The sequence below is a fragment of the Metabacillus kandeliae genome, assembly GCF_021166585.1.
GTDB classification, from domain to species: domain Bacteria; phylum Bacillota; class Bacilli; order Bacillales; family Bacillaceae; genus Metabacillus_B; species Metabacillus_B kandeliae.
In genome coordinates this window covers 58,955-82,789 of the sequence record NZ_JAJOZE010000014.1, presented here as the reverse complement: position 1 = coordinate 82,789, position 23,835 = coordinate 58,955, and the positions used below count along the sequence as shown (strand labels likewise).

24 protein-coding genes are annotated in these 23,835 nt (G+C 46.3%); 7 read left to right on the top strand and 17 right to left on the bottom strand.

Going from position 1 to position 23,835, the window contains the following annotated elements:
• Positions 1 to 348: 348 nt before the first annotated feature.
• Entirely contained in the window at positions 349 to 3,465 is a 3,117-nt protein-coding gene (locus LRR81_RS19305; RefSeq protein WP_231791043.1) for an alpha-mannosidase, read from the bottom strand.
• Positions 3,466 to 3,827: 362 nt separating this feature from the next.
• On the opposite strand from LRR81_RS19305, the gene LRR81_RS19300 reads away from it, so the two are divergent.
• Both LRR81_RS19300 and LRR81_RS19295 read left to right on the top strand, forming a co-directional pair.
• Positions 3,828 to 4,904 (top strand): FUSC family protein, encoded by a 1,077-nt coding sequence (locus tag LRR81_RS19300; RefSeq protein ID WP_231791042.1) that lies wholly within the window; start codon positions 3,828 to 3,830, stop codon positions 4,902 to 4,904.
• A gap of 154 nt (positions 4,905 to 5,058) precedes the next feature.
• Complete coding sequence (locus LRR81_RS19295) at positions 5,059 to 5,679, top strand: Yip1 family protein (RefSeq protein WP_231791041.1); 621 nt, start codon at positions 5,059 to 5,061, stop codon at positions 5,677 to 5,679.
• 33 nt (positions 5,680 to 5,712) lie between these two features.
• Here LRR81_RS19295 and LRR81_RS19290 read toward each other — a convergent pair whose 3' ends face one another.
• The 12 genes from LRR81_RS19290 to fabL all read right to left on the bottom strand — a co-directional run bounded on the left by LRR81_RS19290 (position 5,713) and on the right by fabL (position 17,210).
• Positions 5,713 to 6,597 (bottom strand): ABC transporter permease, encoded by an 885-nt coding sequence (locus LRR81_RS19290; protein WP_231791040.1) that lies wholly within the window; start codon positions 6,595 to 6,597, stop codon positions 5,713 to 5,715.
• Between the two features lie 12 nt (positions 6,598 to 6,609).
• On the bottom strand, positions 6,610 to 7,611 hold the full coding sequence (locus tag LRR81_RS19285; protein WP_231791039.1) for an ABC transporter permease: 1,002 nt from the start codon (positions 7,609 to 7,611) through the stop codon (positions 6,610 to 6,612).
• A gap of 77 nt (positions 7,612 to 7,688) precedes the next feature.
• Positions 7,689 to 9,308, bottom strand: a complete 1,620-nt coding sequence (locus LRR81_RS19280) for an ABC transporter substrate-binding protein (protein ID WP_231791038.1) — start codon at positions 9,306 to 9,308, stop codon at positions 7,689 to 7,691.
• Between the two features lie 42 nt (positions 9,309 to 9,350).
• Complete coding sequence (locus LRR81_RS19275) at positions 9,351 to 10,319, bottom strand: ABC transporter ATP-binding protein (RefSeq protein WP_231791037.1); 969 nt, start codon at positions 10,317 to 10,319, stop codon at positions 9,351 to 9,353.
• Positions 10,294 to 11,298 (bottom strand): ABC transporter ATP-binding protein, encoded by a 1,005-nt coding sequence (locus tag LRR81_RS19270; protein WP_408631628.1) that lies wholly within the window; start codon positions 11,296 to 11,298, stop codon positions 10,294 to 10,296. Before LRR81_RS19270 ends, LRR81_RS19275 begins: the two co-directional genes overlap by 26 nt.
• Before the next feature lie 268 nt (positions 11,299 to 11,566).
• Positions 11,567 to 11,770 carry a helix-hairpin-helix domain-containing protein gene (locus LRR81_RS19265; protein WP_231791036.1) on the bottom strand — a complete coding sequence of 68 codons (204 nt, stop codon included), beginning with the start codon at positions 11,768 to 11,770 and terminating at the stop codon, positions 11,567 to 11,569.
• A gap of 11 nt (positions 11,771 to 11,781) precedes the next feature.
• On the bottom strand, positions 11,782 to 12,819 hold the full coding sequence (locus LRR81_RS19260; protein ID WP_231791035.1) for a DUF1835 domain-containing protein: 1,038 nt from the start codon (positions 12,817 to 12,819) through the stop codon (positions 11,782 to 11,784).
• A 457-nt stretch (positions 12,820 to 13,276) separates the two neighbouring features.
• Positions 13,277 to 15,022 carry an ABC transporter ATP-binding protein gene (locus LRR81_RS19255; RefSeq protein ID WP_331716361.1) on the bottom strand — a complete coding sequence of 582 codons (1,746 nt, stop codon included), beginning with the start codon at positions 15,020 to 15,022 and terminating at the stop codon, positions 13,277 to 13,279.
• Positions 15,023 to 15,136: 114 nt separating this feature from the next.
• Complete coding sequence (gene ntdP, locus LRR81_RS19250; protein WP_231791034.1) at positions 15,137 to 15,667, bottom strand: nucleoside tri-diphosphate phosphatase; 531 nt, start codon at positions 15,665 to 15,667, stop codon at positions 15,137 to 15,139.
• Between the two features lie 147 nt (positions 15,668 to 15,814).
• On the bottom strand, positions 15,815 to 16,060 hold the full coding sequence (locus LRR81_RS19245) for a YgaB family protein (protein ID WP_231791033.1): 246 nt from the start codon (positions 16,058 to 16,060) through the stop codon (positions 15,815 to 15,817).
• A 135-nt stretch (positions 16,061 to 16,195) separates the two neighbouring features.
• On the bottom strand, positions 16,196 to 16,378 hold the full coding sequence (locus LRR81_RS19240; RefSeq protein ID WP_231791032.1) for a gamma-type small acid-soluble spore protein: 183 nt from the start codon (positions 16,376 to 16,378) through the stop codon (positions 16,196 to 16,198).
• A 76-nt stretch (positions 16,379 to 16,454) separates the two neighbouring features.
• Positions 16,455 to 17,210, bottom strand: coding sequence for an enoyl-[acyl-carrier-protein] reductase FabL (fabL, locus tag LRR81_RS19235; protein ID WP_231791031.1), 756 nt, complete (start codon positions 17,208 to 17,210; stop codon positions 16,455 to 16,457).
• Between the two features lie 98 nt (positions 17,211 to 17,308).
• On the opposite strand from fabL, the gene LRR81_RS19230 reads away from it, so the two are divergent.
• Positions 17,309 to 17,533: a hypothetical protein gene (locus LRR81_RS19230; protein ID WP_231791030.1), complete on the top strand. Its 225-nt coding sequence runs from the start codon at positions 17,309 to 17,311 to the stop codon at positions 17,531 to 17,533.
• Here LRR81_RS19230 and mutY read toward each other — a convergent pair.
• On the bottom strand, positions 17,523 to 18,614 hold the full coding sequence (gene mutY / locus LRR81_RS19225) for an A/G-specific adenine glycosylase (protein WP_231791029.1): 1,092 nt from the start codon (positions 18,612 to 18,614) through the stop codon (positions 17,523 to 17,525). The two genes, LRR81_RS19230 and mutY, sit on opposite strands and share 11 nt — an antisense overlap.
• Before the next feature lie 190 nt (positions 18,615 to 18,804).
• Here mutY and LRR81_RS19220 point away from each other — a divergent pair, with 190 nt between their 5' ends.
• Positions 18,805 to 19,785 (top strand): metal-dependent hydrolase, encoded by a 981-nt coding sequence (locus tag LRR81_RS19220; RefSeq protein WP_231791028.1) that lies wholly within the window; start codon positions 18,805 to 18,807, stop codon positions 19,783 to 19,785.
• Between the two features lie 398 nt (positions 19,786 to 20,183).
• Here LRR81_RS19220 and LRR81_RS19215 read toward each other — a convergent pair whose 3' ends face one another.
• Entirely contained in the window at positions 20,184 to 20,450 is a 267-nt protein-coding gene (locus tag LRR81_RS19215; RefSeq protein WP_231791027.1) for a YfhJ family protein, read from the bottom strand.
• A gap of 99 nt (positions 20,451 to 20,549) precedes the next feature.
• On the opposite strand from LRR81_RS19215, the gene LRR81_RS19210 reads away from it, so the two are divergent.
• Complete coding sequence (locus tag LRR81_RS19210) at positions 20,550 to 20,708, top strand: small, acid-soluble spore protein K (RefSeq protein WP_231791026.1); 159 nt, start codon at positions 20,550 to 20,552, stop codon at positions 20,706 to 20,708.
• Positions 20,709 to 20,790: 82 nt separating this feature from the next.
• Here the strand turns inward: LRR81_RS19210 and LRR81_RS19205 are convergent, their stop codons facing one another.
• Entirely contained in the window at positions 20,791 to 21,099 is a 309-nt protein-coding gene (locus tag LRR81_RS19205) for a YfhH family protein (RefSeq protein ID WP_231791060.1), read from the bottom strand.
• A gap of 208 nt (positions 21,100 to 21,307) precedes the next feature.
• Here LRR81_RS19205 and LRR81_RS19200 point away from each other — a divergent pair, with 208 nt between their 5' ends.
• Complete coding sequence (locus tag LRR81_RS19200; RefSeq protein ID WP_231791025.1) at positions 21,308 to 21,976, top strand: SDR family NAD(P)-dependent oxidoreductase; 669 nt, start codon at positions 21,308 to 21,310, stop codon at positions 21,974 to 21,976.
• Here LRR81_RS19200 and recX read toward each other — a convergent pair.
• Positions 21,973 to 22,785, bottom strand: a complete 813-nt coding sequence (gene recX / locus LRR81_RS19195; RefSeq protein WP_231791024.1) for a recombination regulator RecX — start codon at positions 22,783 to 22,785, stop codon at positions 21,973 to 21,975. The genes LRR81_RS19200 and recX overlap by 4 nt on opposite strands.
• A gap of 129 nt (positions 22,786 to 22,914) precedes the next feature.
• Between recX and LRR81_RS19190 the strand changes: the two genes are divergently transcribed.
• On the top strand, positions 22,915 to 23,817 hold the full coding sequence (locus tag LRR81_RS19190; protein WP_231791023.1) for a TIGR01777 family oxidoreductase: 903 nt from the start codon (positions 22,915 to 22,917) through the stop codon (positions 23,815 to 23,817).
• Positions 23,818 to 23,835: the final 18 nt, after the last annotated feature.

Below are 23,835 nucleotides of genomic sequence, written 5' to 3'. Positions count from 1 at the left end.
TAAAAACCATAAAGCCACCGACATATAAAGAAGCATGAGATTTCGCTAGGAATCTCATGCTTCTTTCTTTGCACACATTTTTGGCGGCATTTTTAATTTGTCTGTTGATTTACGCTGCAGGCGTCCGCTTTCCGCGGGGCGGGCGCTGAGCCTCCTCGGCGCTATTGCGCCTGCGGGGTCTCACCTGTCCCGCTGCTCCCGCAGGAGTCTCCCGCCTGCCGCTCCAATCAACAGGTGTTTTAAAATCAACATTTCCCTTTAACAAAGGCTACTTGTTAATTTATCTAACAATCTGGTGAATTTCTTCCTCATATAGCATAATAGGCTTCGTTTAAAACTGGCTATCCATCATTCCAGCTCCAACCGCACCGCAAATGTTTTAATTTCATACGGCTTGATGCTGAAGGAGTTCTGGTTGCTGCTTCTATTTTCGCTGTCTTCTCTTTCCATTAAGTCACATTCATGAATGGAAAGGATGCGGTGATCGCTTTTTATTTCCACAGTGCCTCTTGCTCCGGCATATTCATGGAGACGCAGAATCAGGCAGTCGTCGAATTCTCCTTTTTTCACAGAGTCAATCATCAAATGAGAGCCCTCAACCGTGAAAAGAGACTGCTTGGCCATTTCGCCAGCAGCAGGAATCAGAGGATTATTCAGTGACCATGCTTCCTGCACTGTGCTGCCTTCAAGCCAGCTGCCGCTGTGCGGAAACAGGGAATACGTGAAGATGTGCTCTCCCTGATCGGCTTCGATATCCGGATAGACGGCTGACTTCAGCAGCGTAAGCCGCATCACATTGTCCTTGATATCATGGCCGTATTTGCAGTCGTTCAGGAGACTGACGCCATAGCCTGTTTCAGACAAGTCTGCCCATTGATGGGCAACGGTCTCAAATCTCGCGTAATCCCATGATGTGTTCCAATGCGTCGGCCGTTTAACATTGCCGTATTGAATGTCATATGTTGCCTCTGTGGCGCGGATATCCACGGGAAAGGCTGCTTTTAACAGCTGATCGCGTTCATGCCAGTCCACCTTTGTTTCAAAGTCAATGCGGCGGGAGTTCGCATAAAACATGATTTTTTGCTGAATTTCAGAGCTCCCGTATTTCCAGCTGAAGCCGAGCACACACCTCAGCTTGCCATTTTCAAGAACCTGTTCCTCTGTCAGCCTGGTGATTATTTTCATTTTTTGCTGATAGTAAAGATCAATGTCCCATGCATCAAACTGCATCGGCTTGTCCTCGAAAACTTGCAGAATATTTCCTGCCGCTCCCTGTGCAAGCACTTCTCTGTTATTTTCTTTATCGTAAATCGAAGTGAACTGCCCTGATTCGTTCCATACAATTTCATAATATGGTGTTGATAGCTTTCGTCCGTTTACCTGAAACGAGGATGTCTCTTCCAGCTTTCCTTCGTGTGCAGTGAGCGAAACAGCTCCAAGTGCCGGGACATTTTCTGCAAACAGAAGCCAGTTGCCATCATAGGTTTTCTGCATGTTCAGCTGTTTGCCCTGTTCATCTTTAAAAAGCAGGCTTCTGTCGCCAAAATCCTTGATCTCGACACATTCACTTCGTTCCCAGCCTGATGAATTGAACAGTGTCACAGCATCCTTTTCTTTCATTTCTAGAAGAGAAGCCGCAGCCTGCTTCCATGCCTGACTGGCAAGCGAAAAAGCCTGCTCGTATTCTTCCCGGCTGTCTTCGTATACTTCCCTGATCGAGGAGCCTGGGATAATATCATGAAATTGATTCCTCAGGACAATCTTCCAGCTTTCCGCCAGATCTTCAGCAGGATAGCTGCTCCAGTTCCCGCTCCGGATGCTCTGCACGGTATTCAGCCACTCGGCTTCTCTCAGCAGCAGCTCCATTTTCCGGTTCATCCGCTTGTTGCAGCCCTGGCTTGTATAGGTGCCGCGGTGATATTCCAGATACAGCTCGCCGTCCCATGTATGAACGTACTGATCACTTTTTTCCACCGTTTCATGCAGCCGGCGGAAATAGCTGTCAGCGCGTCCCGTTTTTACAGCAGGAATCCCCGGCATTTTATCAAGCCTTCTTCGCATTTCAAGCATTTCCCTGTTCACTCCGCCGCCTCCGTCACCGTATCCATATGACAGCAGCAGCTCCTGATTCACCCCTTTGTCCCGGTAATTTTCCCAGATGCCTTTTACCGATCTTGGGGTAATCACGCCGTTATACGTATAAAACCAGCGGGCATCCTCTGGTGTTGTAATAAAATGAGTCAGGATTTCCGTTCCGTCGATGCCCCGCCATTTGAACGTATCATGCGGCATCCGGTTAAACTGATTCCAGCTGATTTTCGTTGTCATGAATGTTTTGATCCCCGACTTGATGAGAATCTGCGGAAGCGCCCAGCTGTATCCGAAAACATCCGGAAGCCACAAGTATTCGCAATCCTTCCCGAACTCTTCCCGGAAAAACTTCGTGCCGTACAAAAGCTGCCGGACAAGCGATTCGCCTGAGGTGAGGTTACAGTCCGCTTCAAGCCACATGCCGCCATCTGTCTCCCAGCGGCCCTCCTCTGCCCGCTCCTTTATCTGGCTGTAAATCTCCGGATAATCCTGCTTCATATAATCATAGAGCTGCGGCTGTGTCTGCAGAAACGTGTAATCCGGGTATTGCTCCATCAGGCGCAGCACAGTGAAAAATGAGCGGGCTGCTTTTTCTCTCGTATGCTTCAGCCGCCAGAGCCATGCCACATCAATGTGGGTGTGGCCGATCGCCGTTACCGTAACAGGATAATGGTTCGGAATCTTTTCTATTTCATTGTTTAATAGAGATTGGGCTTCATAGATCGATTGATAGAACTCCTCTGAACCTGGCTCTGACCAGTCTATTTTAAGGAAGGCTCTGTCAGCTGCTGAGAGAAGCTGCTGCCGTTCAGGCTGGTGTTCATCCAAATACTTCACGGTCTCAAGTGCCGCATAGGAGGTAAAGAAAAGATCGTCTGCTTTTTCATCAAGACAGGCCAGAAATGCTGTATTCAGCCTGTGCTCCTGAAGGGTTCTTTTTCCGCCTCCTTCAAGTCCTGACCATAGGCGGAAGCAAAGCTCTGCCGTTTCCCCGGCAAGCTCACTCTTGAAAAAAACCTCCTGGTGATTCAGATCCACTCCCTGATAAGGCGTGCCATTTACATAAAGAAGGGATTCGAAACCGGAATTATGCCCGCTGCCTGTTTTGCCAAAATCAAAGACTCCGACAATTTTTTTCCCTTTCCAGCCTTCCGGAAAGGATACAGAGGCCTTCAGCCATATATATGTATCCCGGCCTTCCCATCGTTCACCGATTTTCATTTCTGCCCATTCACCTTCTTCCGGCTGCCTGGCAGAAACCTCGCCATCTAGATCCAGCAGTGCTTGAAAGCTTTCAAGGGGCAGAACCTCCCTGTACCGGTATGAAGCCAACTCCTTTATTCGCTTTTCCAATTTTTCGACAGTCCAAAACATCCTGCTCAGACACTCCCTTTTCGCATATTTTGATTTAATTTTTTTCAAGCTGGGGCCGGCTCGAAAAGCAGATGAGTATAGTAAACGTTTTCAAAAACAAGAGCATCCAAGCTTCTATAAAAATACTTTGCTATAATTGATACTTTACTTGATCCGTATGCTATATGCTAATTAAAGGGTTTATAATTTTCCGATAACTTTGTATAGTCCTTTAGGTGTTCATTTTTTCAGCAGATTAGGGTATAGTATCTTGAATAATCTATTTAAACCCTGTATATTACAACTTTGTGAGATAGATCTTTTATTCTTAGTAACAGCACTTTTATATTCTTACTTTTGAAGGGAATGTCTAACGAAATAAAATGAAACTTGGTGCACGGATTATTAAAACGGGGATTGCCATGACTTTAGCGCTTTGGATTGCAGGCATTTTAAATCTTCCATCACCTGCCTTTGCGGGGATTTCTGCGATATTTGCGATCCAGCCTACGATTTACCGGTCATATCTTTCCATGATTGAACAGATACAGGCAAACATTATCGGTGCCGCGTTTGCGATTGCCTTTGGCCTTGTATTCGGCCCGCATCCGTTTATTATCGGCCTGACCGTTGTCATTGTCATCATGATCAACCTGAGGCTTAAGATTGAAAATACAATAGCTGTATCGCTTGTTACAGTAGTTGCCATCATGGAAAGCCAGGGCGATCACTTCCTTCAGTTTGCTCTCATGCGATTCGGCACGGTTATGCTCGGTGTGGCAGCTGCCTTTCTTGTTAATCTGATCTTTCTTCCGCCAAAATATGAAAAAAAGGTATACAGCCGCATTGTCGCCAATTCAGAGGAAATTCTGAAATGGATCAGATTAAGTCTTCGCCAGGCATCTGAACATACGGCTCTTAAGGAAGATATCGATAAGCTGAAAGATAAAATGATTAAGCTGGATCAGCTGTACTTGCTTTATAAGGAAGAGCGGACTTACTTCAGGCAAAATGTTGTGGCAAAATCCAGGAAGCTTGTCCTTTTCAGACAGATGCTGCTCGTGACCAATAAAGCGTTAAGCATTTTAAGAAACCTGCACAGAGTGGAAAATGAACTCCCTCATACAACAGAAAAATTCCGTGAACAGCTCGAGATTGAATTGGACTATCTGCTCAATTTTCATGAACGCATTCATTTAAAGCTAACTGGAAAAATTAAAGCTCAGTCCTCTGATCTTCTTTATGAAGAGCTTAGCAGAAATAAAAAGAACCTAATGACAAGCCTGACAGAATACCAGAACACCTGTAAGGATCATAACTGTTTTTATCACATCATTCCGCTTGTCGGAAGCATCCTTGATTACAGTGAGCAGCTGGAGCACTTGGATACGCTCATTACGAGCTACCAGAGCCACCATAAGGAAGACAGCGAAATTGAATTATCTTCTGATCCTGAATAAAAAAACAGCATCCGGAATTCGGATGCTGTTTTGCTTTTCAGCTGTGCATAATATAAGTTTCATATCCATATTTTAGTGGTATCATCAAATAGTCAGAGATGGTTCTCTGGCTATTTGTGTGCATTCATATATAGATTAAGAGAGGAGAAACTTAATGAATAACGCATTTCGAATTTTTACAAAGCCCCGGGAAACCTTTAAGCGCGTGATGGAAAACCGGAGCATGGGCATTATCATCCTGCTTGCGGTTCTTGCAGGAATAGCCACTGCGCTCGCCAACAACGATCGCATGAAGGATTTAGCCGGCTCGCTGCCTTGGCCCGCTGCCCTGCTCTTGGATATCCTATTTGGAGCCATTGGCGGATTATTGTCCCTTTATGTAGGTTCAGCCATTATGTATATGATTGGCAAATGGTTTAAAGGGGAAGCATTTTACAAGGATGTGATGGCAGCAAGCGCCTGGTCCCAGATGCCGAATATTTTTACCCTGCCCCTTTTTCTGCTTGCTGTTCTTCTCCTGGGAAGGGCCTATTATGATGACTCTTATTTAGGAGGAAATCCTGGTCTTGCCATTCTTATAATTTTTCTGGCGTTTCTCCAATTCGCTGCAGGCATTTGGAGCTACATCATCTGGCTGTTTGCTTTTAGCGAGGCACAGCATTTCAGTGTTTTAAAAGCCTTTTTATGCAGCCTTGTTGCTTTTGCCTTCGCTTTTCTTATCGCAATTATCGTTTTTACGGTTTTTCTTCTTCCAGCAATTATGGCCTTCCAATAACAGCAGGCTGCCGGTTTTTTCCCGGCAGCCTGCTTATTTCATTTTCGGATCCAGCGCATCCCTCAGCCCGTCCCCCATTAAGTTAAACCCGAGAACGGTTAGCATGATCGCAAGCCCCGGAAAAAACATTGTCCACGGAGCATCAATCAAGTACTGCTTCGAATCAGCCAGCATCTTGCCCCATTCCGGGTTCGGCGCCTGAGCTCCGAGTCCGAGAAAACCGAGTGCCGCCGCTTCAATGATCGCTGTTGCAATCGCAAGCGTTGCCTGCACAATAATCGGTGAAAAACTGTTTGGCAGCACATGCCTGAAAAGAATGCGGGAGTCCTTCATCCCGATTGCCCTGGCTGCTGTAATGTATTCCTCTTCTTTCACACTGAGCACTTTGGAACGGATCAGCCTGCCAAAGGTCGGAACATTGATGATCGCAATGGCGAGAAGAGCATTTTCAAGAGAAGGGCCAAGGATGGAAACGATGGCAATCGCTAATAAGATACTTGGAAAAGCAAGCATAATATCAAAAACCCTTGAGATGACAGCATCAAGCAATTTTCCGTAATAGCCGGCAACAATTCCGAGCAGGCTTCCTGCTGCTACCGAGCCGAGAACGGAAAAAAAGCCGACAAACAAGGAAATTCGCGCCCCATATACTACCCTTGAAAAAATATCGCGGCCAAAGTCGTCTGTGCCAAGGAAGTTGCCGGCTCCAGGAGGCAGAAGGCGCTTGACCAGATCCTGTTCATTGATCCCTGACGGCGCAATGACAGGAGCAAAGATGGCAAGCAAAAGAAACAGGAAAACAATGAATGAGCCTGTTACTGCCAGCTTATTTTGAAGAAAAGCTCTTATTTTTTCCTGTAAGGGAGAGAGCACCTTTTCTTCTTCCCTGTTCAGCTTTTGCGAAAGATAAGCATTCATGTTCTCCCCCCTTTAATACTTGATTCTCGGATCAATTGCCGCATACAACAGGTCGATCACCAGATTGATCAGCACAAAGATCAAGGCGATGACAAGGATGCCGGATTGTATGACAGGATAATCCCTGTAGCCAATGGCTTCATAAACATAGCGGCCGATTCCCGGCCAGCCGAAAATCGTTTCTGTCAGGATTGCCCCGCCAAGCAGCAGCCCTGTCTGCAGGCCGATAATGGTCAAAATCGGTATCAAAGCATTTTTCAGCGCATGCTTGTACACGACAAAAAACATTCTGAGCCCCTTTGCCCTTGCCGTGCGAATGTATTCTGCCCCCATCACTTCCAGCATGCTCGACCGTGTAATTCTGGCGATGATCGCCATTGGAATGGTTGCAAGCGCTGCAGCAGGCAAAATCAAATGCTTGATCACTTCAATAAACTGACTGAAATTCCCCCGCAGAATGGTATCAAGCAAATAAAGATTCGTAAGCGCCTCAACCGGATTCCGCACTTCCTCCCTGCCCGTTGTCGGCAGCCAGCCAAGCTTGATTGAAAAAAACCACTGCTCCATCAATCCAAGCCAAAAAATCGGCAGCGACACGCCAATTAAGGCGATAAACATCGCCAGGTAATCAAACCAGGAGCGCTGAAACCATGCGCTGATGATCCCGGCATTGACCCCGATTATTACCGCGATGATCATGGCAGCAGCCGTTAACTCAATTGTGGCGCCAAGATAAGGGACGATTTCTTTACTGATCGCTTCGCTCGTTCTGATGGACGTCCCAAGGTTTCCTGTTAAAAGATCCCTTACATAGTGGAAGTACTGCACATACCAAGGCTGTTCAAGGCCGAGCTGCTTTGTCAGAGCAAGAATCGCTTCCTTTGTAGCCCGCTGTCCGAGAATGACCTGTGCAGGATCACCCGGGATTGCCCTGATGATGGAAAAAACAACAAGCGTCATCCCGGCCAAAACAGGCACCAGCATGCCAATCCGCTTGATTGAGTAAGAGAGCATGTCCGCACCCCTTTTTATTTTGCCGCCTGGTAATTGTCAAGGCGCTTGCGCTTTTCTAATTAAAAGGCGGCAGCAGCTTATTTAAATTCTGTTTTTGTAAAGAGATCCGTTCCTGTCGGATGCGGGGTAAAGCCAGTGATCGTGCTTTCGCCAGCCATTAATGGAGTGGAATGGACGAGCGGAATCCATGGTGCATCGTCGTGAATGATTTCCTGCGCCTGTTTGTACAGCTCATTCCGCTTGCTCTGATCGGTCACAGTCTGTGCTTCAATCAGAATTTTGTGCAGCTTTTCGTTGCTGTAGAAGGTGTAATTGTTGCCGCCGATGCTGTCTTTATCCAAAAGTGTGTAAATAAAGTTGTCCGGATCCCCGTTGTCACCAGTCCAGCCGAGCATAAAGGAATCCGCTTCCCCTTTGCTTGCTTTTTCAAGATAGGTTGCCCAGTCGTAAGTGACAATCTTGGCTTTCACGCCGATTTTGGCAAAGCTTGCCTGAAGTACTTCCGCAACCTTCATTCCTTCGGGCATATAAGGTCTGGCAACCGGCATAGCCCAAAGATCCATCGAGAATCCGTTCGGGAAGCCTGCCTGCTTTAAGAGCTCTTTCGCTTTTTCAGGATTATACGGATATTCCTGAATATCGTTGTCATAGCCTTCAACAGTCGGCGGCAGCGGGTTTTTCGCAGGCTCTGCAAGGCCGCCATAGAACGCCTGGATAATCGCTTTTTTATCAACCGCATAGTTCAGCGCCTGTCGGACGAGCTTGTTATCAAGCGGTTTTCTTGTTACGGTCATGCCGACATACCCGACGTTCATCGAAGCTCGCTTGAACAGCTGCAGATTTTTATCACCTTCAACTTTTGACAAGTCAGAAGGGTTAACCCCGTCCATCAAGTCAATTTCCCCTGTCTGCAAGGCATTCAGACGGGCAGAGTTGTCAGGAATCGTTTTAAAAATAACCTTGTTCAGCTTCGGATAGCCAGTCATCCAGTAGTTTTCGTTCTTTTCCAGTACAATGCGGTCATTGGCCTTCCACTCGACAAATTTGAATGGGCCCGTGCCGACTGGGTGCTCGCGGAATTTATCACCGTATTTTTTCACGGCATCAGGGCTTGCAATCCCAAACGGCGCCATCGCGATATTTTTCAAAAATGGTGCCTGAGGACGCTTTAACGTAAAGACAACCGTATTTTCATCCACTGCCTTCACTTCTTTGATCACATGGCCCTCATCCTTTTTAAAGCCGCCAAACATCGTATAGTAAGGGAATTTATCAGCATCCCCGTTCATCCATCTGTCAAAGTTAAACACAACAGCTTCTGCGTTAAAATCTGTGCCATCATGGAATTTCACACCTTTTCTCAGATGGAACGTGTACACCAGGCCATCCTTGGAAACATCCCATTTTTCTGCAAGGGCAGGCTGAACAGTTGTGTCATTGTCTCCGTATTTCAGCAATCTTTCATAAATGTTTTCCGTAACCTTAAAGGCTTCCCCTTCAGTCGTTGTGATCGGGTCAAGTGAGGTAGAATCCCCGCTCCGCCCGTACACAAGCGTATCCTTTGCAGGCTTTGCCGTGTCTGATGCCGGCTTCTTCGTATCATCTGTTTTTGCTGTACCGCTGCATCCGGCAAGCGCTGCTGCCAAAACAAGCATTAAAATGAGAATCAGCGGTGCTAACAGCCTTCTTCGCTTCATTGTGTTACCCCCTATATGTCTCATAATCTATCAACCACGCAGTCAGGCATAAAGATGGCAGGCTGCGTAATGACCTTCCTTTTGCATTGTGAGCACCGGCTTAACACGCCGGCACTGTTCCATGGCTTTCGGACACCTTGTATGAAAAGCACAGCCTTCCGGCGGGCTTTCAGGGTTCGGCAGCTCGCCTTTTAAAAGAATTCTCTCCCGCTTCTCCTCTGGATTACTGGCAGGAACGGCAGAAAGCAAGGCTTCTGTGTAAGGATGCAGCGGCGAGGAATAAAGTGATTCACTTTCAGCAAGCTCAACGATTTCCCCAAGATACATCACCGCCACCCTGTCGCTGATATGGCGCACAACCCCGAGATCATGCGAAATAAACAAGTAGGTGAGACGAAATTCCTCCTGCAGGTCTTTTAATAGATTCAGCACCTGTGACTGGATGGATACATCAAGAGCAGACACAGGCTCATCGGCAATAATGAGCTCTGGCCTTGTCATCAGGGCTCTCGCAATGCCGATCCGCTGCCTTTGTCCGCCGCTGAACTGATGGGGATATCTTCTGGCATAATCCGGATTGAGCCCGACCGTCTTCAGCATTTCTGCTGCCTGCTCTCTTCTCTCAAGCTTTGTCCCAATCCCGTGCACAATAAGCGGCTCTTCTAAAATTTTGGCGACTGAGTGGCGTGGATTTAAGGAGGCGTACGGATCCTGAAACACCATCTGCATATGCTGCCTGATTTTCCGAATGCCGTTTTTATTCAGCGAAAAGACATTTTGTCCGCTGTACATAACGGTACCTTCTGTTGCCTCAAGCAGCCGTAAAATCAATCGGCCGAGCGTTGACTTGCCGCAGCCCGATTCCCCGACAATCCCAAGCGTTTCTCCTTTAAACACATCAAGCGACAGCTTGTTTACAGCAACAATTTCTCTTTTGCTTTTAGAAAACAAGCTATTGCCTGCAGGAAAAGCCTTTTTTAAATTCTCAACCTTTAACAGCGGCTCTGTCATCAGGGAGTCCCCCTTTCTCCGCTAAAAAGCAGCGGGACAGATGGTTTCCCGCTTTCAATAGCTCCGGACTTTCCTTGGCACATCTGTCAAAGGCGTGTTCACAGCGCGCAGCAAACCGGCAGCCTTCCTTGATGCTCCCAGGCTTCGGCACCTGGCCGGGAATGGAATACAGCCGTGCTTTTTTTTCAGCTGTATTCGGAATCGATTTTAACAGGCCGATCGTGTAAGGATGTTTTGGCGACTGAAACACCTCTTTCACACTGCCTTCCTCCACAATCTCGCCGGCATACATCACCATCACCCGATGGCACGTCTGGGCCACAACCCCGAGATCATGAGTAATCATCAGGATGGAGGTGTTCATCTTTTCATTAATTTCCTTCATAAGTGCCAAAATCTGAGCCTGAATCGTGACATCAAGCGCTGTCGTCGGCTCGTCTGCAATCAGAATTTCCGGATTCAGCATCATCGCCATCGCAATCATTACCCGCTGCCGCATCCCGCCTGACAGCTGATGGGGATACTCGCGAAGAAGCTCCTCTGGCCTTGGCAGCCCTACCGCCGCAAGCATCCTTAACGCCTGCTCCTTCGCCTGTTTCCGGCTTTTTTTCGTATGTACACGGAGCGCTTCCTCAAGCTGATCACCGACTTTAAACAGCGGATTCAGTGATGTCATCGGCTCCTGAAAAATCATCGAAATTTCATTGCCGCGAATTTTCCGCCAGCTGCTCTCAGAGTACTCCGTGAGCTCCTCACCCTGAAAACGGATGCTCCCTGAAATCCTTGCTGTCCGCTTCGGCAAAAGCCCCATCAGCGCAAGTGACGTCACGCTCTTCCCGCAGCCCGACTCTCCCACAATCCCGAGAATCTCCCCTTCTCTCAAATGAAAGCTAACTCCGCTGACAACAGGAATCTCCCTCCGCCCTTCACTGAATGCAATATTCAGATTCTCAGCCGCTAAAACCACAGACCTCTCCAAACACACACCTCCTGCATAAATGAAAGATGGATTAGTAAAGTGTATTTAGACAAGCATTGTTTTATGACACAGGAAGCGTGGGGACGGTTCTCGTGCTTCACATGTTGGGCAAATAGAAGCACAGGGACGGTTCTCGTGCTTCACATGTTGGGCAAATAAAAAAGGTTGACGACTGAGCCGGCAACCTGAATTTTTAATATAAAAGAATTAGTTATTGAGTTTTTTCTTAATTTAGGAAGCAAATAATACGTAATTAAAATTCTATAGTTCAAGGGCTCTCCGTAAAGGATAACCCTTTCTCCTCCATTGCCGCCTTAAGTCTTCCGAGCGCTTTCGGCCCCATTCCATGAAGCTTTTTCAGCTCTGCTTCTGTTGTTTTCTCAAGCTGTTCAAGGTACTCAAATCCTGCTCCGTTCAGCGCCCTGATTGCCGGCTTGCCTATCCCTTTTGGAAAGTCTGTTTTCTCTGCCATGATAGCTCCTCCTATTCTCTTGACTTTACCATTGTTCCAGCCTGAAAAATCGGCATTCTATCTATTGTTAATCTCCCTTTCATAAGTAAATGCCAGACACGCTCATTCACAAATGCACTGCTTAGTGCACCTGATACTTCGAATTGGATACTTGTTAACGGAATGAAGTCTCCTTCATTTTCTTGCAGTCTATTCACAGCAGTCAGTATTTCACCGTCAAAATAATTTGCAGGTGCTTCTTCAAGCACTCCGTTTCCCCAGACTCTCAACATGCTGTTTGCAGAAGAGAGAGCTGTCCATTGCTCTATGTATTCTGTTTTCTCCCGTTGACCAAGCTCTCTTTTTCCTTCTTCTAAACGTTCTATGTCCTTTGTGTCACCGCTTAAAAATAGAGAGTCTGCTTCTGCCAGGAAAATGCTGTTTTTTCTATCCTTTAGAAGACTGAGAAAGAATCGTTTTCCAGCCTGGTCGAATGCATTTCCTCCAGCCCATATGGTGACAGGTGCCGTTCTCGGGATATCCTCTATCTCTAGCAGGGCCGTCTCCACATTTAAACAGTCTTGATAGCTCTCGATGCGATTGTGCTTTTTCAGCCACTCCATTCTTGTCTTATAGCCTGATTCTGATGGCAAATCTCTGATTGGTCCTTCTGATAAATCATCATAGAACGCGATTACCTTCTTTGGCCGTTTCAGGAAAAATCTCAGTGCACCAGCCTGAGCTCCTCCTACTGCCAAATGCACCGGTTCATTCGAGGGAACTCTGTGCTGCTGGATCATCTTATTAATGATTTTAGCTCTTTGATAAAGATCCAGTTCAGGTACAAAAATAGTAAAACCGCTAGTTTTAACTTCTGCAGCAGTGGTGTGATTAAAGGATTGAAATGGGGTGTTTCCAAGATGGTACAGCTTCTTCTTAACAGGATCTCCTTCTAACTCGCTGGATAAATCGGAAATGGTGATGTAATCATTTGTTCTGATCTCGCAGACAAGTACCTGATTTTCATTTTCGAGGAAGTAGATGAATGGGTAGCTGGTTTTGAAGGTCATTGGGTTCACGGCCTTTTTATAAATTGATTATTTGTTTCATTTTACAATAAATAGGATAAAACTTATAGAGAGTCTTTTCATCAAGGAGGCAGCGCTTTGTTAATTAAAAGCTGGTTCCTCGCTGGTCGCTGATATATTTGGAAGAGTGCCCGATATATTGCAAAGTTCGCCGGTATCCAGCTGCAATCCACCGATATATCCCAAAGAGTGCTCGATATATTGTAAAGCTTGCCGATATCGGCCTGCGATCCGCCGATATACGCTTTCCGCCTAGGCTTTTAATCCGAAGCAGAGCTCCATAATGCGATCATGTATCGCCTATCGAATGCGCTAAGACCAAAAAAACCGGCCCTTTTTTAATTAAAAGCCGGTTTTCCTCTTCTCACTGATATACTCCAACGATTACCTGAAACCAAAAAAGCAGCAGTCCCCCAAAAGGTCCTGCTGCTTTTCCCCATCAGCTGTTCAGCTGCTGAATCTGGAACAAATTATAGTAATTCCCCTGTATCTCCATCAGCTCGCGATGTGTGCCATTCTCAATCACTTCGCCGTTTTCGATATGAATGATCTGCGAAGCATGAGTAATCGTCGACAGCCTGTGGGCAACAACAAAGGTTGTGCGGTCTTTCTCCAGTTTTTCCAAGGCTTCCTGTATCAGGTGCTCACTTTCAAGATCGAGCGCTGAGGTTGCTTCATCAAGGACAAGGATTGGCGGATTTTTCAGGAATACCCTTGCGATCGCGATCCGCTGCTTTTGCCCGCCGGAGAGCTTGACTCCCCGTTCCCCAACCTTGGTGTCATAGCCTTCCGGAAGCGTCTGGATAAAGTCATGTGCGTTGGCTGCTTTGGCGGCTTCGACGACTTCTTCGTCTGTAGCACCGGGCTTTCCGATCAGAATGTTTTCTCTCACCGAATGGCTGAAAAGGAACGTATCCTGCAGCACCATGCCGATTTGGTCGCGGAGGCTTGTGACTTTATAATCCCTGATGTCCACTCCGTCAAGCATGATGCGGCCGCCTGTTACATCATAAAATCGCGGCAGGAGGCTGACGAGGGTCGATTTTCCGCCTCCGCTCATTCCGACAAGTGCAATCGTGTCGCCCTTTTTCGCTCTCAGCGAAACATTATTCAATGCGAGTGCTTCGTTTGCCTGGTAGCTGAAGGAAACATCTTCAAACTCCACAGTACCCTTCACATTTTTTGCTTCAATTGCATTTGGACGGTCTTCAATGTCATATGGCTCGTCCAAAAGCTCGAACACCCTGTCCATAGAAGCAGAAGCTTGCGTTAAAGTGGTGGAGGAGTTCACAAGCCTGCGCAATGGACTGTAAAGGCGGTCAATGTAGCCAACGAATGCCACCATTGTTCCTATGGACAGGTTTCCGTGAATTACTTGATATGCCGCAAAACCGATCACAAGAAGCGGTGCCGCATCCGTAATCGTGTTAATCACAGCAAACGTCTTCGCGTTCCACATAGTATGGTTGGTGGCTTTTGTTAAAAAGTTATGGTTTTCCTGTGAAAATAGTTTTTGCTCATGCTCTTCAATGGCAAAGCTTCGAATGACCGGCATGCCTGATACCCGTTCATGCAGATGGCCCTGCACCTGGGCAAGCGCCTGGGAACGGGCTCTCGTTAAGCCGCGGAGCCTGCCGTAAAAATAACGGACAGATATGCCGTAAAACGGGAGCAGCACAAGCGATACAATCGACAGCTTCACATCCATTGTGAACATGATAATAATGGCAATTAGGATTGTCACCAAATCAAGCCAGACATTCATCAGGCCTGTAAGGACAAAATCCTTCGTCATTTCGACATCATTTATCACCCGGGAAATGACTTCCCCTGCTCTTGTGTTGGAGTAATAGCGCAAACTCAGCTTTTGAATGTGATGAAAAAGCCTGTCGCGGATATCATACAAAATCTTATTGCTCGCAAGCTGGGCAAAATATTGCCGGTAATATTCAATCGGCGGGCGCAAAATTACAAAAATAAACAGCATAATTCCCATTACGATAAAGACTTTTTCTGTTTTGTCTGCCGGGTTTCCTTTTACCTGCAGGACGTCATCAACCAAGTATTTCAGCAGCAGCGGAATTAAAAGCGGAATCGCAAACTTAACGATTCCGATAGCAATTGTTCCGCCGATCTGCCATTTATACGGCCTGACAAACTGCAGATAGCGTTTCATCGGACTCACAGATGTTTCTCCCCTCTCTCCTGCTGCACGCCGGATTCATTCCAAACGAAAAGCCCGTTGAACCATTCAACAGGCCAAAATTCATTGGTCGTCCGGCTTTTCGTCTCCCTGCCGCTATCGCACCTGGCGAAGGTAGCGGCTGTACCATTCATCAACAAAATCCGGAGAAAATGGACCCTGCCTCTGGTGAATCCATTGAAGCAGCTTGTCTACATTTCTCCTTAGGATCAAGTCAATGACTTCAGGGTAGTTCATTAGTTTTTTGTGGTATTGGTATTCGTCTTCGTCAAGCAAAATATACGTCATGTCCGGAAACACCTTAACATCCAGATCATAATCAATATACTTTAATGCTTCTTCATCCCATACAAATGGAGAACTGATATTGCAATAATAGTAAATCCCATCATCGCGGAGCATGCCGATTATATTAAACCAGTGCTTCGCGTGAAAATAACAGATAGCCGGCTCGCGGGTGATCCAGGTTCGCCCGTCTGATTCCGTTACCGTTGTGCGGTCATTTCCGGCTATGATGCAATTCTCCGTTCCTTTTAGAACAGTGGTCTCTTCCCAAATGCGATGGATCAGTCCATTATGCTTGTAGCTATGTATTTGTATGGAATCTCCCTCTTTGGGAAAGCTCATCCAAATCGCCTACTTTCAAAATGGATGCTTTGGGAATGGCCTTAGTAATCATTCACAAAGCTTTCTTATTGATGTTTTTATTATTATACCGTTTCAGGATTAAAAAAGAAAATAAAGGCGCTTTGCAAGCAGAATATAGTGTTCTTTTTATTTTTCCGGGCTTTGATAGGAGAGGATTAATTCTTCCGTTTGCTTTTCAAACGTTGCCTGAATGGCATTCAGCTCTTCTTTGGCTGCTGCTAGCTCCTGCTGTACTGCTATGAGAACCGTTTTGTCTTCCTTTTGCAAGCATAGTCTTTCCTTCTCCCTGCAGCCTTCTACGGCTGACTGGAGCTCCAAAAGCCTGTCCATCGTTTTCAGCTGTTCGCCGACAAGCCTATCGAACTTTTCCATTACCGGCCCCTTTCAAGCGTCTTCCTTATATATATTGTTACCATTCGGCCTGCTTTATAAAAATCCTCCTGGAAATGAACGCAAAAAGAAGGAAGGCGCTTCCTCCCGAATGTGAAGAAGCGCCTTCCAGAAAAATTAGCTGTTTTGTTGTTTGCCCTGCTCAGCTTTTTGGTTTTGCTGTTTTACTTGCTGTGCAGAAGTTTCGCTTCCAAACTCAGTTCCGTATTGTCCGGATTGAGAAGAAGCTGATTGTTGGTTCTGTTGCTTAACGTGTTGTACGTTAGTTCCAGAAGTTGTTTTGTTTGTTTTGTTTTCCATTGTTATCACCTCCACGAACAATATGATGTCCAGTGGAGGTTTGATATATGCTCATTTTTTAGACCAAAATTTAGAATTAAACGAGAAGCGATCTGCCGCCGTCTACGATGATTGTCTGGCCTCTGATCATGGATGCCTGATTGGAAATAAGGAATTCCACCGTGTTCACGATGTCCTCAATTTCCACCATTCTCCCTGCAGGTGTTTTGGCAATGGCATCTGCCAAAAGCTCTGCTCTGTTTGGAAAATGCTTCAGCGCTTCTGTATCGACTGCACCGCCTGAAACGGCGTTCACCACGATGTCTTTAGGCGCAAGCTCGACAGCCAGATACCTTGTTAACGCTTCGAGCGCTGCTTTTGACACACCGACTGTTGTGTAGTTTTCCAGGTAGCGGATAGAGCCAAGCGAGCTGATGCTGATGATTTTCCCGCCATCACCTGTCTTTTCCATCCGCTTTGCTGCTTCCTGTGCACAGAACAAGAGCGCTTTGCTGTTAATATCCATTGTCCAGTCCCAATGAGTTTCCTCGAGCTCCATTGCAGGACGAAGAACGCCTGAAGCAGCATTGTTTACAAGCACATCCAGGCGGCCGAAAGCGAGATCAATCTGCTCAAAAAGCTCCTTGATTTTTTCCGGCTTTCCAACATTGGCTTTGACGACAAGCGCTCTTGCGCCCAATCGTTCGATTTCCTCTGCTGTGTCAAGCGCAGCCTGTTTATTCCGCAAATAGTTAATCGCGATGTCATAGCCTCTTTCTGCGAGCCGCAGTGCAATTGCCCTTCCGATTCCTCTGCTGCTTCCTGTTACAAGAGCTACTTGATTTTGACCCATTATCTGACGACCTCTCTTTTCTTTTTTCGAATAGTCACGTTTATTATATCAAACACTATAGCATACAGCGAAATTTCTACAAGGAGGCCTGACTAGCCATGTATGTAGGCAGAGATATGACAGAACTCGGCATGATCTCCATAAAGCAATGGAAAGACAGCGAGCTGTCTCATTTTCATCATTCGTTTCAGCAAATTCTTCCCTTTCTGAATTCTGAGGGGCAGAGCACCTACCGTGAAATACTGGAAGAAATCGAAGTGCGCGGCGGCATGAAACGGAACGAAGCAGACTATACACACGGGACCGAAACCATCACTGATTAAGGGCATCCTCCGCAAGCTCCGCTGCGATCCGGCTGATCTTCTGATGGGAAACAGGGAATGCATACCGCTGCATTTCCTCTTCGGTTACCTTCGCAAGGCTTGTTGACTGCCCCTTTTTAACACTTCCTGTGAATAGAGAAATATCCCATTTTATATGTGAAAAAACATGTGTGACACTTTCCTCGCAAACCTCCAGATCAACTTGCAATCCGTACTCCTCCTGCAAGTATCCTTCCAGCTGCTCTTTTGCAGCAGGGCCAGGCACAATCTCGCAATTCGGGAACTCCCATAGGTTCGCAAGCAGACCTTCTGATTTGCGTTTGTTGATGTAAAAGCGGCCCTCTTCGTCTTTAATGACTGCCGCTCCCATTCTGACAGGCTTCGGTTTGCTTTTTTTGCTTTTCACAGGATAGCTGCTCTGTGTACCAGTGTGAAACGCTTCGCAGTATTCCTGCACAGGGCAAAGCAGGCATGCCGGCTTTGATGGGATGCAGATCAAAGCGCCGAGCTCCATTAAAGCCTGGTTGAAATCAGATGGATTGTCCTTTGAAATCATTTTCCGTATCGCTTCTTCAAAAATTTTTCTTGCTCTGGGCTTCGCAATGTCCTCATCGATTGCAAGAACGCGCGAAATAACCCTCATCACATTCCCGTCAACTGCCGGCTCCGGAATGTTGTAGGCGATGCTCATGACAGCGCCTCTTGTGTAAGGTCCTACCCCTTTCAGCCCGGCAAACGCATCAGGATCAGGAGGAACTACGCTGCTGTATTTCTCCTTCACTTCCCTGACTGCTGTCTGCAGGTTTCTGACCCTTGAATAATACCCAAGTCCCTCCCAGGCTTTCAGGATGTCTTCTTCATCTGCCTCGGCAAGCGCGTCCACAGTCGGGAACCTTTCCATAAAACGATGAAAATACGGAATAACGGTATCAACTCTAGTTTGCTGCAGCATAATTTCTGACACCCAGATGCGGTACGGATCTTTATTTTCCCGCCAAGGAAGTGACCGCTGTTCAAGCTGAAACCAGGCAATTAGATCTTTTTGAAAGCCTTCTATATGAAAAGATTGAAGTTTGTCCATATGCTCCTCCAAGGTTAGTTATCATGATAATTGGGAAAAAGGGTAATACACTATATAGAGTGGCACACTCATGGTGAAACAGCACTGAGCCGTGCATGGTAAAATAAGTTCAGCAGCATTTAAAGCTGCTTTTAGCTGTCATGCTTGTATCTGCTGACAGTTTACCATCAAGCAGATGGGAGTGAAACCAATGGATACTGGAACACATGTCGTGATGGGCATCGCGCTTGGCGGAATTGCCACGCTTGATCCCGCTGTCGGCCTGCAGACACCTGAAGCCCACGCTGTTATGGCAGCAGTTCTTATCGGCTCTCAGGCTCCTGACATTGATACGGTACTGAAATTAAAAAACAACGCGGTTTACATCCGCAACCACCGGGGCATTACCCATTCCATTCCAGCCGTTTTCTTATGGACGCTTCTTATTGGAGGAATGGTTTCTATCTTTTCACCCGGCATTGATCTCGTCCACTTGTTCATGTGGACATTTATCGCCGTAGCCTTTCATGTGTTTGTGGATATTTTTAACGCATATGGCACACAGGCGATCCGGCCATTTTCAAGAAAATGGGTAGCCCTTGGCATTATTAACACATTCGATCCTTATATCTTCTTCATCCATATAGGGGGAATTGTGATCTGGGCGCTTGGCATGCCGCCCGGTTTTGCCTTTACAGCTGTATATGTCATCCTTGCAGGCTACTACTTAACAAGGATTATGATTAAAAGGAAACTTGTGCATGACATTAAAAAAATGTTCGATGACATTGTAGATATTACTATTGCACCAACCATCAAGTTCAGCAAATGGCATCTGGCCATTACAACCGAAAAAAAATTTTATGTAGGAAAAGCGAAGGAAGGCAAAATTCTGATACTGGATGAATTCAACAGAAAGCCTCTCCCTCAAACAGAACTGATCAAAGCAGCGGAAAAGGACCACAACATTGCAGCCTTTCTCTCCTTTTCACCAGTGTACCGATGGGAAATTGATGAGTATAAGGACCATTACGAAGTCAGGTTTATTGACCTGCGCTACAGAAGCAAAGAATACTATCCGTTTGTCGCCATCGTTCAGCTCGACACAGACTTAAACATTATCAGCTCTTACACAGGCTGGATCTTCAGCGAAGAAAAGCTTCGCAAAAAGCTCCACCTGCTGCCTGATTAAAAATGGGAAGACACTTGGCTGTTTCGCCAAGTGTCTTTTGCTTTTGAGCGGGAAACTTTGTCTGAGACTAATGGAAAAGGCGGATCTGCTTTATCGAAGAAGGCAAAATTCAGTTTTCCGAAGTGATAAATCAAATATGCCCGCTTATCACCAGTCCAAGATAATGCCGGAATCCATCTACTGTCCAGTTTCAGCAGTTTACTGGCGGAAATGGCCAGTTTACTGTCCAATTTGCATGGTTTACTGTCCAATTCACTGACTTTACTGTCCAAACTGAAAATCTGAAGGCGAAACTCAGTTTTTTGCAATTTTTCAACGCACTGCCGGTTTCAAGTAGAAAGCAAAATTAAGTTTTCTGCGGCAAAAATTCAATTTCTCCTGCACTTTTGCTGTTTCCATCAGTGCTTAATATCATCCTCACCAAGCATCCCGCTGTACTTAGGATTCATAGCAAGGAACTCATGCAGTCTGTGGCCGAATCCGTCAATCCAGGTTGTAACGATTCTTTCGGCTGCCTGTTTGCCCTGATATTCGCGGCCTGCTTTTGCCTGTGTGGTTTCAAAGTCTTCCCAGAGCAGTTCCACCCATGTTCTTGCTTTTTCATAGGTGAGCTCACTGTTTTTCTCTTGAAGCTTTAAGGCGAGTCTGTCGAAAATTTCTTCCATTTGTTTCACCTCTGCTGTGAAGTATATTTGCTTTTCTTGTGCTAAATACTAAGCGTGCGCTCATAAGGCGTACGAATTCATATATGGGGGGTCAGCCGGATGCGGAATAAGGCAAAAGGTTTTCCACATATCAACAGGAACGAGGGCGAGCCGCGTGCAAGGGACGAGTATTCGTCAAAGCGTGCGGACGGTTCGATCAATACTCATCCACAGGAGCGGATGAGGGCTTCCGGTGCCCGAAGCGATTTTAATTCCTGATTGCCGGTGCTTTATCGGATGAAACGGCAATGTTTTGTTTTGTTTAGTTTGTTAGCACACTCCCTAAGCGGATCGTGCCGGATTATTTGCCGGCATGGTCCGTTTTTTCGAGCATGCTGATCGGCAGTGCCTCTTCATTGTCTGCTGTAGACTCTCTATGCCCCCATGCAAACACACCGTTCATGTAATGAATGACGAATTTTTCTCCTGGATCGCCTTCAATTCCATAAGTTTCGCCCGGCTTATAATCCTCAGGGTTCAGCAAATAGGCTTTGGCCATTGCGATTTTGCGCTCAAGTACCGCAAATTCATTGATCATGCCGAGCTGTTCTGCTTTTCGGGCTTTTTCCTTCAGCCCGCCAATTTCTGTTTTTAATTCATATTCACTCATATCACTGTATCGTATCACTTGCTTGTGCTCCCATCCGTGTTCTACTTATTTTATGGCTCTGTTAAATTTGGCTGTTAATACAGTACTAAGGCTCCAGCAAGATTCTCCCGCCTATCCCTTTAACAAGCCTGTTTTATAAAAAGGGCATTTATTATAGTATAAAATAGTCATCATTATATCGCAAAATCAGGCGAAGGAGGGTTTGCCTATGCAGGCGGCTGTTATTACAGGCGGGGGTTCAGGGCTCGGTCTTGCTCTTGCCAAAGTTTACGGCAAAAAATACGATAAGATTATTCTAATAGGAAGAAATTTAAAAAAGCTGCAAAATGCAAAAAGGCTGCTGGAGGATGAAGGTGTTTCATGCTCTATTGATCAGGTGGATATAACCGATCCCGGGCAGGCTGATGATTTTGCAAAAAGGGCTTTCCATGAAAACGCTATCCGATTGTTGATCAATAATGCCGGTGTTGGTCATTTTGGTCCAGCTGAAACGCTATCCCCTGCACAGGTTCATGAAATGATTGATACGAATGTAAAGGGAACCATTTTTATGAGCCAGGCCTTTATCAGGCACTTTAAAGAAAAAGGTGCTGGAGAGATACTTCAGATTATTTCTACAGCAGGGCTGCGCGGCAAAGTGAATGAAAGTGTGTATAATGCTTCGAAGTTTGCTGTCAGGGGTTATACAGAAGGATTAAGAAAAGAGCTTGCTGCTGCTGATATTTCCATTAAAGCCGCCTATATGGGCGGAATGGATACTCCGTTCTGGGTGAATTCCAGCCATATAAGCGACAAAAGCCGGCTGCGGGATCCGCTCTCGATCGCACAGCAGATTGCCGATCAGTCGCTTGAAACAGACGATATCCTATTTGATTAGTCCATTTCTGCTTCTTCCTGCAGGTAGGCCTCAATCAAATTAAGCGGAAAGCCTTTTCGGTAAAGGAACTGCTTCATTTTCATCCTGTATGTAAAGTCATCTTCGTCCTTGTACCTTCTTTTCGCTTTTTCAGCCTGCTGCACGAGGGCTTCCATTTCAGCATCAGGGCTTTTTTCATACTCAACCGATTGGATGGCCGCAGCAATAATACTATAAGGAAATCCTTTTCTCATCAGGCTTTGTTCAAGCTTTTGTTTCAACTGGCTGGTGGATTCCCGCTTGTTTTTGCGGATTTCCTTTTCGATGTGCTTCAGCGCTTCTTCTGTCTGGGCTTCTTCAGGGTAATTGGACAATGCCCGGTCTGCATCCCCGGGGCCTACTCCTTTTTGAAAAAGCTCCTGGCGAATCAGGTCAGGCCCTTTGCCGTTTGTGTTCCACTGGGTCCTGACATAGGCTTCGGCAAATTCAGCATCATCTACATAATTGTGCTCTTCCAGCTGAAGGATAACTTCCTGGGCAATTTGTTCGCTGAATTCCTTTTGAAGCAGATGGGTGCGGACTTCTCCTTTTGTCCGCATTCGGAAGCTTAAGTAATTGATGGCGCTGTTGTAAGCCTTGCGGACATCATCTCCATACTGAATCTCAATGATGTCTAGCTCATCAAGCTCCTTGCCTTTCCTGAGGCCAAACTGGATCATAGTGCCTTCATCAACGCTAAAGGCGTATTCCTCACCATTTCCTTTATCAAGAAATATATTATAGCGGTCCTTTAATTTTTTTTGGACGGTAATTTTTGTTACATAGGCCATGCCCATCACCTCTTCCTTATTTTAGCACAGGTTTACCTTGAACCACTCGGGGTAGAGCATAGATAAAAGACAATCTTAGGAAAAATACTTTATTTAAAGGTAGAATTTTGGAAAAAGAAGGTGAAGGCAATGAAGGTGGCAATAGCAGGCGGATCAGGCTTTATCGGCAAGCAGCTCAGCCAGCTGCTTGAGAACGAGGGTCATCACGTATTCATTTTAACTAGAAGCAGCAGACAGGGGAACGGAAACATCACGTATGTCCAATGGATGAAGCAAGGGAGCCATCCAGAACTGGCGCTCGAAGGAATAGATGCGTTTGTCAATCTGGCTGGAAAAAGCATTAACAGCCGCTGGACGGAAGAAAATAAGCAGAAAATCTTGGAAAGCCGCATTCAGGCCACAAGTGAAGCGTACCGGATTCTTGAAGCTTTGAGGGATAAGCCTTCCGTCGTTGTGAACGCGAGTGCGGTCGGTATTTACGGCACTTCTGAAGAGTCCACCTTTACGGAAGAGTCTCCTCCAAGAAGCAGTGATCTGCTTGCTAAAACCGCCAGCATTTGGGAGGAAGAGGCAGCAAAGATTGAAGCTGAACTCGGCATCCGGACAGTGTTTGCCCGATTTGGCATCATTCTCGGCGAAGAAGGCGCCCTTCCATTAATGGCACTGCCCTACAAGCTGTTTGCCGGCGGAAAAATCGGCTCCGGAACGCAGTGGATTTCATGGGTTCACATCAATGACGCCGCACGCCTCCTGCTGTATTGCATCCGTAATGAATCGATCAGAGGGCCGATTAACATTACAGCTCCGAATCCGGTTCAAAATGATACATTTGGCAGAACAATTGCCAATGTGCTTCATAAACCCCACTGGCTGCGTGCCCCGGCTTTTGCCATCAAGAGTGCGCTCGGTGATATGAGCATGATGGTGCTCGAAGGCCAGCGGGCGATTCCGAAGAAGGCGCTTGAGCAGCAATTTCATTACTCCTTTCCAGCTCTTGAAGAAGCGCTTCAGGACATATTAAAATCAAATTAACTACTGGTGAAGAAGAGG

What these genes read in the sequence shown, in the direction of transcription:
- LRR81_RS19280 (WP_231791038.1), bottom strand. Translation starts at nt 9,308, where the DNA reads ATGAAGCGAAGAAGGCTGTTAGCACCGCTGATTCTCATTTTAATGCTT.
- mutY (WP_231791029.1), bottom strand. Translation starts at nt 18,614, where the DNA reads ATGGACAAACTTCAATCTTTTCATATAGAAGGCTTTCAAAAAGATCTA.
- LRR81_RS19260 (WP_231791035.1), bottom strand. Translation starts at nt 12,819, where the DNA reads ATGACCTTCAAAACCAGCTACCCATTCATCTACTTCCTCGAAAATGAA.
- LRR81_RS19220 (WP_231791028.1), top strand. Translation starts at nt 18,805, where the DNA reads ATGGATACTGGAACACATGTCGTGATGGGCATCGCGCTTGGCGGAATT.
- LRR81_RS19215 (WP_231791027.1), bottom strand. Translation starts at nt 20,450, where the DNA reads ATGGAAGAAATTTTCGACAGACTCGCCTTAAAGCTTCAAGAGAAAAAC.
- LRR81_RS19295 (WP_231791041.1), top strand. Translation starts at nt 5,059, where the DNA reads ATGAATAACGCATTTCGAATTTTTACAAAGCCCCGGGAAACCTTTAAG.
- ntdP (WP_231791034.1), bottom strand. Translation starts at nt 15,667, where the DNA reads ATGAGCTTTCCCAAAGAGGGAGATTCCATACAAATACATAGCTACAAG.
- LRR81_RS19290 (WP_231791040.1), bottom strand. Translation starts at nt 6,597, where the DNA reads ATGAATGCTTATCTTTCGCAAAAGCTGAACAGGGAAGAAGAAAAGGTG.
- LRR81_RS19300 (WP_231791042.1), top strand. Translation starts at nt 3,828, where the DNA reads ATGAAACTTGGTGCACGGATTATTAAAACGGGGATTGCCATGACTTTA.
- LRR81_RS19205 (WP_231791060.1), bottom strand. Translation starts at nt 21,099, where the DNA reads ATGAGTGAATATGAATTAAAAACAGAAATTGGCGGGCTGAAGGAAAAA.
- LRR81_RS19200 (WP_231791025.1), top strand. Translation starts at nt 21,308, where the DNA reads ATGCAGGCGGCTGTTATTACAGGCGGGGGTTCAGGGCTCGGTCTTGCT.
- fabL (WP_231791031.1), bottom strand. Translation starts at nt 17,210, where the DNA reads ATGGGTCAAAATCAAGTAGCTCTTGTAACAGGAAGCAGCAGAGGAATC.
- LRR81_RS19210 (WP_231791026.1), top strand. Translation starts at nt 20,550, where the DNA reads ATGCGGAATAAGGCAAAAGGTTTTCCACATATCAACAGGAACGAGGGC.
- LRR81_RS19240 (WP_231791032.1), bottom strand. Translation starts at nt 16,378, where the DNA reads ATGGAAAACAAAACAAACAAAACAACTTCTGGAACTAACGTACAACAC.
- LRR81_RS19265 (WP_231791036.1), bottom strand. Translation starts at nt 11,770, where the DNA reads ATGGCAGAGAAAACAGACTTTCCAAAAGGGATAGGCAAGCCGGCAATC.
- LRR81_RS19285 (WP_231791039.1), bottom strand. Translation starts at nt 7,611, where the DNA reads ATGCTCTCTTACTCAATCAAGCGGATTGGCATGCTGGTGCCTGTTTTG.
- LRR81_RS19230 (WP_231791030.1), top strand. Translation starts at nt 17,309, where the DNA reads ATGTATGTAGGCAGAGATATGACAGAACTCGGCATGATCTCCATAAAG.
- LRR81_RS19245 (WP_231791033.1), bottom strand. Translation starts at nt 16,060, where the DNA reads ATGGAAAAGTTCGATAGGCTTGTCGGCGAACAGCTGAAAACGATGGAC.
- recX (WP_231791024.1), bottom strand. Translation starts at nt 22,785, where the DNA reads ATGGCCTATGTAACAAAAATTACCGTCCAAAAAAAATTAAAGGACCGC.
- LRR81_RS19190 (WP_231791023.1), top strand. Translation starts at nt 22,915, where the DNA reads ATGAAGGTGGCAATAGCAGGCGGATCAGGCTTTATCGGCAAGCAGCTC.
- LRR81_RS19275 (WP_231791037.1), bottom strand. Translation starts at nt 10,319, where the DNA reads ATGACAGAGCCGCTGTTAAAGGTTGAGAATTTAAAAAAGGCTTTTCCT.
- LRR81_RS19305 (WP_231791043.1), bottom strand. Translation starts at nt 3,465, where the DNA reads ATGTTTTGGACTGTCGAAAAATTGGAAAAGCGAATAAAGGAGTTGGCT.